This window comes from Enterobacter sp. 725m/11 (genome assembly GCF_011683705.1).
GTDB lineage: Bacteria > Pseudomonadota > Gammaproteobacteria > Enterobacterales > Enterobacteriaceae > Enterobacter > Enterobacter bugandensis.
Genome location: NZ_JAAQOK010000094.1, coordinates 1 through 4,158, shown reverse-complemented (window position 1 = coordinate 4,158; position 4,158 = coordinate 1). Strand labels below are relative to the sequence as shown.

Below are 4,158 nucleotides of genomic sequence, written 5' to 3'. Positions count from 1 at the left end.
GCGATGGACGACGGTCTGCGTTTCGCAATCCGTGAAGGCGGCCGTACCGTTGGCGCGGGCGTTGTTGCTAAAGTTCTCGGCTAATCGCTGATAACATTTGACGCAATGCGCAATAAAAGGGCATCATTTGATGCCCTTTTTGCACGCTTTCACATCAGAACCTGGCTCATCAGTGATTAATTTTGTCATAATCATTGCTGAGACAGGCTCTGCGGAGAGCGTATAATACGAAAAGCGAATAGCATTTCGATTGGTTTGCCTCGCACTCGCGGGGTGAAAATGTTTGTAGAATACTTCTGACAGGTTGGTTTATGAGTGCGAATACCGAAGCTCAAGGGAGCGGGCGCGGCCTGGAAGCGATGAAATGGGTAGTTGTAGCCGTGCTGCTGATTGTGGCGATTGTCGGCAACTATCTTTATCGTGACATGATGCTGCCGCTACGCGCGCTTGCAGTGGTAATTCTGATTGCTGCGGCGGGTGGTGTCGCGCTGTTGACGACAAAAGGCAAAGCGACCGTTGCGTTTGCCCGCGAAGCGCGTACCGAAGTCCGCAAGGTCATTTGGCCGACTCGCCAGGAAACATTGCACACCACGCTGATCGTAGCGGCGGTAACCGCTGTAATGTCACTGATCCTGTGGGGACTGGATGGTATTCTGGTTCGCCTGGTATCCTTTATCACTGGCCTGAGGTTCTGAGATGTCTGAAGCCCCTAAAAAGCGCTGGTACGTCGTTCAGGCGTTTTCCGGTTTTGAAGGCCGCGTAGCAACGTCGCTGCGTGAGCATATCAAATTACACAACATGGAAGAGTTGTTTGGCGAAGTTATGGTTCCGACCGAAGAAGTGGTTGAGATCCGTGGCGGCCAGCGTCGCAAAAGCGAGCGCAAATTCTTCCCGGGTTACGTGCTGGTTCAGATGGTTATGAACGACGCGAGCTGGCACCTGGTGCGCAGCGTGCCGCGTGTGATGGGCTTTATCGGCGGCACGTCTGACCGTCCGGCGCCAATCAGCGACAAAGAAGTTGATGCGATTATGAACCGCCTGCAGCAGGTGGGTGATAAGCCGCGTCCGAAAACGCTGTTTGAACCGGGTGAAATGGTTCGTGTTAATGACGGTCCGTTTGCTGACTTTAATGGCGTGGTTGAAGAAGTGGACTATGAGAAGTCCCGCCTGAAAGTTTCTGTTTCTATCTTCGGTCGTGCGACCCCGGTAGAGCTGGACTTTGCCCAGGTAGAAAAAGCCTAAGCAGCGATCAAAAAAGCGACGATTTAATCGTTGCACAAGGCGCGGGATTGGAATACAATTTCGCGCCTTTTGTTTTTATGGGTCCCGGCCCGTAAAACGAATTTTATTCACGGGGAGCCTCCTTGAGGCGCTATTACCCAATCAGAGGATTTTAGAATGGCTAAGAAAGTACAAGCCTACGTCAAGCTGCAGGTTGCAGCTGGTATGGCGAACCCAAGTCCACCAGTTGGTCCAGCTCTGGGTCAGCAGGGTGTGAACATCATGGAATTCTGTAAAGCGTTCAACGCAAAAACTGAATCCCTGGAAAAAGGTCTGCCAATCCCAGTCGTAATCACTGTTTACGCTGACCGTTCTTTCACTTTCGTTACCAAAACCCCTCCAGCAGCAGTTCTGCTGAAGAAAGCGGCTGGTATCAAGTCTGGTTCCGGTAAACCGAACAAAGACAAAGTGGGTAAAATTTCCCGCGCTCAGCTGCAGGAAATCGCGCAGACCAAAGCTGCCGACATGACTGGTGCCGACATTGAAGCGATGACTCGCTCCATCGAAGGTACTGCACGTTCCATGGGCCTGGTAGTGGAGGACTAAGAAATGGCTAAACTGACCAAGCGCATGTCCGTGATCCGTGACAAAGTTGATGCGACCAAACAGTACGACATCAACGAAGCTATTGCTCTGCTGAAAGAACTGGCGACTGCTAAGTTCGTTGAAAGCGTTGACGTTGCCGTTAACCTGGGCATCGATGCTCGTAAATCCGATCAGAACGTTCGTGGCGCAACTGTACTGCCACACGGTACTGGCCGTTCCGTTCGCGTAGCTGTATTTGCTCAGGGTGCAAACGCTGAAGCTGCTAAAGCTGCCGGCGCTGAACTGGTAGGTATGGAAGATCTGGCTGATCAGATCAAAAAAGGCGAAATGAACTTTGACGTTGTTATTGCTTCTCCAGATGCAATGCGCGTTGTTGGCCAGCTGGGCCAGGTTCTGGGTCCACGCGGCCTGATGCCAAACCCGAAAGTGGGTACTGTAACCCCTAACGTTGCTGAAGCGGTTAAGAACGCTAAAGCAGGTCAGGTTCGTTACCGTAACGACAAAAACGGCATCATCCACACCACCATCGGTAAAGTGGACTTTGACGCTGACAAACTGAAAGAAAACCTGGAAGCTCTGCTGGTTGCGCTGAAAAAAGCTAAACCAACTCAGGCGAAAGGCGTGTACATCAAGAAAGTTAGCATCTCCACCACCATGGGTGCAGGTGTTGCAGTTGACCAGGCTGGCCTGAGCGCTGCTGCAAACTAATGCCTTTACGTGGGCGGTGATTTTGTCTACAATCTTACCCCCACGTTTGCTAACGAAAGTTAGCGGCTAAAAGATTTGTTCGTTGGAGCCTGGCCTATCCAGGCCTCCGTCGAAGACCGCAGGTGTTTCGCAAGAAACTTAATCCCCTGCGTAGACGGTGACAGAACGCTAAGATTATTTTTAATACTCTGGCTTGTTTCTGCTCACCGTATTAAGACGCTCTTCCCGTTGGGTTGAGTGAAGTGAGTTCCGGAACATGAGTTCCGGCAAACATCCAGGAGCAAAGCTAATGGCTTTAAATCTTCAAGACAAACAAGCGATTGTTGCTGAAGTCAGCGAAGTAGCCAAAGGCGCGCTGTCTGCAGTAGTTGCGGATTCCCGTGGCGTTACTGTAGACAAAATGACTGAACTGCGTAAAGCAGGTCGTGAAGCTGGCGTATACATGCGTGTTGTTCGTAACACCCTGCTGCGTCGCGTAGTTGAAGGTACTCAGTTCGAGTGCCTGAAAGACACGTTTGTTGGTCCGACCCTGATTGCATACTCTATGGAACACCCGGGCGCTGCTGCTCGTCTGTTCAAAGAGTTCGCGAAAGCGAATGCAAAATTTGAGGTCAAAGCTGCAGCCTTTGAAGGTGAGTTGATCCCGGCATCGCAAATCGATCGCCTGGCAACCCTGCCGACCTACGAAGAAGCAATTGCACGCCTGATGGCAACCATGAAAGAAGCTGCGGCTGGCAAACTGGTTCGCACTCTGGCTGCTGTACGCGATGCGAAAGAAGCTGCTTAATCGCAGTTATCTTTATAAAGCATTTGCTTACGTATAAACTTATTCTGATTTTCAGGAACAATTTAAATGTCTATCACTAAAGATCAAATCATTGAAGCAGTTGCAGCTATGTCCGTAATGGACGTTGTAGAGCTGGTATCTGCAATGGAAGAAAAATTCGGTGTTTCTGCTGCTGCTGCTGTAGCTGTAGCTGCTGGCCCGGCTGAAGCTGCTGAAGAAAAAACTGAATTCGACGTAATTCTGAAAGCTGCTGGCGCGAACAAAGTTGCTGTTATCAAAGCAGTACGTGGCGCAACTGGCCTGGGTCTGAAAGAAGCTAAAGACCTGGTAGAATCTGCTCCAGCTGCGCTGAAAGAAGGCGTGAGCAAAGACGACGCAGAAGCACTGAAAAAATCTCTGGAAGAAGCTGGCGCTGAAGTTGAAGTTAAATAAGCCAACTTTTCTGGTTGCAGCCTAAGCAATTAGGCTGATGGCTGGTGACTTTTTAGTCACCAGCCTTTTTGCGCTGTAAGGCATCAGTAGCATTTCACACTGTTTGACTGCTGATTGTCCTGACAATGCTTGTTTCTATCGACGACTTAATATACTGCGACAGGGTGCTCGCTCTGTGTAAATCGCAATGAAATGGTTTAAGCGTGATAGCAACAGGTATTGCGGAAAGTATTCAATTTTCCGGTCCACAAAATGGTGTTGCACAAACTGTCCCTTCGTCGGACAGATGGGTCGACTTGTCAGCGAGCTGAGGAACCCTATGGTTTACTCCTATACCGAGAAAAAACGTATTCGTAAGGATTTTGGTAAACGTCCACAAGTTCTGGACATTCCATATCTCCTTT

General features: G+C 50.0%; 7 protein-coding genes. All 7 read left to right on the top strand.

Going from position 1 to position 4,158, the window contains the following annotated elements; all coding sequences use genetic code 11:
- Window positions 1-84, top strand: an 84-nt coding sequence (locus HBA26_RS22435) for a hypothetical protein (RefSeq protein WP_000740160.1), incomplete at its 5' end; no start/stop codon positions are given.
- Window positions 85-311: 227 nt separating this feature from the next.
- Window positions 312-695 carry a preprotein translocase subunit SecE gene (secE, locus tag HBA26_RS22430; protein ID WP_003862342.1) on the top strand — a complete coding sequence of 128 codons (384 nt, stop codon included), beginning with the start codon at window positions 312-314 and terminating at the stop codon, window positions 693-695.
- A gap of 1 nt (window position 696) precedes the next feature.
- A complete protein-coding gene (gene nusG / locus HBA26_RS22425) occupies window positions 697-1,242 on the top strand; it encodes a transcription termination/antitermination protein NusG (RefSeq protein WP_003862341.1) in 546 nt (181 codons plus the stop codon).
- Window positions 1,243-1,398: 156 nt separating this feature from the next.
- Complete coding sequence (rplK, locus tag HBA26_RS22420) at window positions 1,399-1,827, top strand: 50S ribosomal protein L11 (protein WP_008503452.1); 429 nt, start codon at window positions 1,399-1,401, stop codon at window positions 1,825-1,827.
- Between the two features lie 3 nt (window positions 1,828-1,830).
- Window positions 1,831-2,535: a 50S ribosomal protein L1 gene (gene rplA / locus HBA26_RS22415; protein WP_006810530.1), complete on the top strand. Its 705-nt coding sequence runs from the start codon at window positions 1,831-1,833 to the stop codon at window positions 2,533-2,535.
- A gap of 289 nt (window positions 2,536-2,824) precedes the next feature.
- Window positions 2,825-3,322 (top strand): 50S ribosomal protein L10, encoded by a 498-nt coding sequence (gene rplJ / locus HBA26_RS22410; RefSeq protein ID WP_003862338.1) that lies wholly within the window; start codon window positions 2,825-2,827, stop codon window positions 3,320-3,322.
- Window positions 3,323-3,388: 66 nt separating this feature from the next.
- Window positions 3,389-3,754 carry a 50S ribosomal protein L7/L12 gene (gene rplL / locus HBA26_RS22405; protein WP_002445276.1) on the top strand — a complete coding sequence of 122 codons (366 nt, stop codon included), beginning with the start codon at window positions 3,389-3,391 and terminating at the stop codon, window positions 3,752-3,754.
- Window positions 3,755-4,158 lie beyond the last annotated feature (404 nt).

Coding starts and splice junctions, on each gene's coding strand:
- secE (WP_003862342.1), top strand. CDS start 312: ATGAGTGCGAATACCGAAGCTCAAGGGAGCGGGCGCGGCCTGGAAGCG.
- nusG (WP_003862341.1), top strand. CDS start 697: ATGTCTGAAGCCCCTAAAAAGCGCTGGTACGTCGTTCAGGCGTTTTCC.
- rplK (WP_008503452.1), top strand. CDS start 1,399: ATGGCTAAGAAAGTACAAGCCTACGTCAAGCTGCAGGTTGCAGCTGGT.
- rplA (WP_006810530.1), top strand. CDS start 1,831: ATGGCTAAACTGACCAAGCGCATGTCCGTGATCCGTGACAAAGTTGAT.
- rplJ (WP_003862338.1), top strand. CDS start 2,825: ATGGCTTTAAATCTTCAAGACAAACAAGCGATTGTTGCTGAAGTCAGC.
- rplL (WP_002445276.1), top strand. CDS start 3,389: ATGTCTATCACTAAAGATCAAATCATTGAAGCAGTTGCAGCTATGTCC.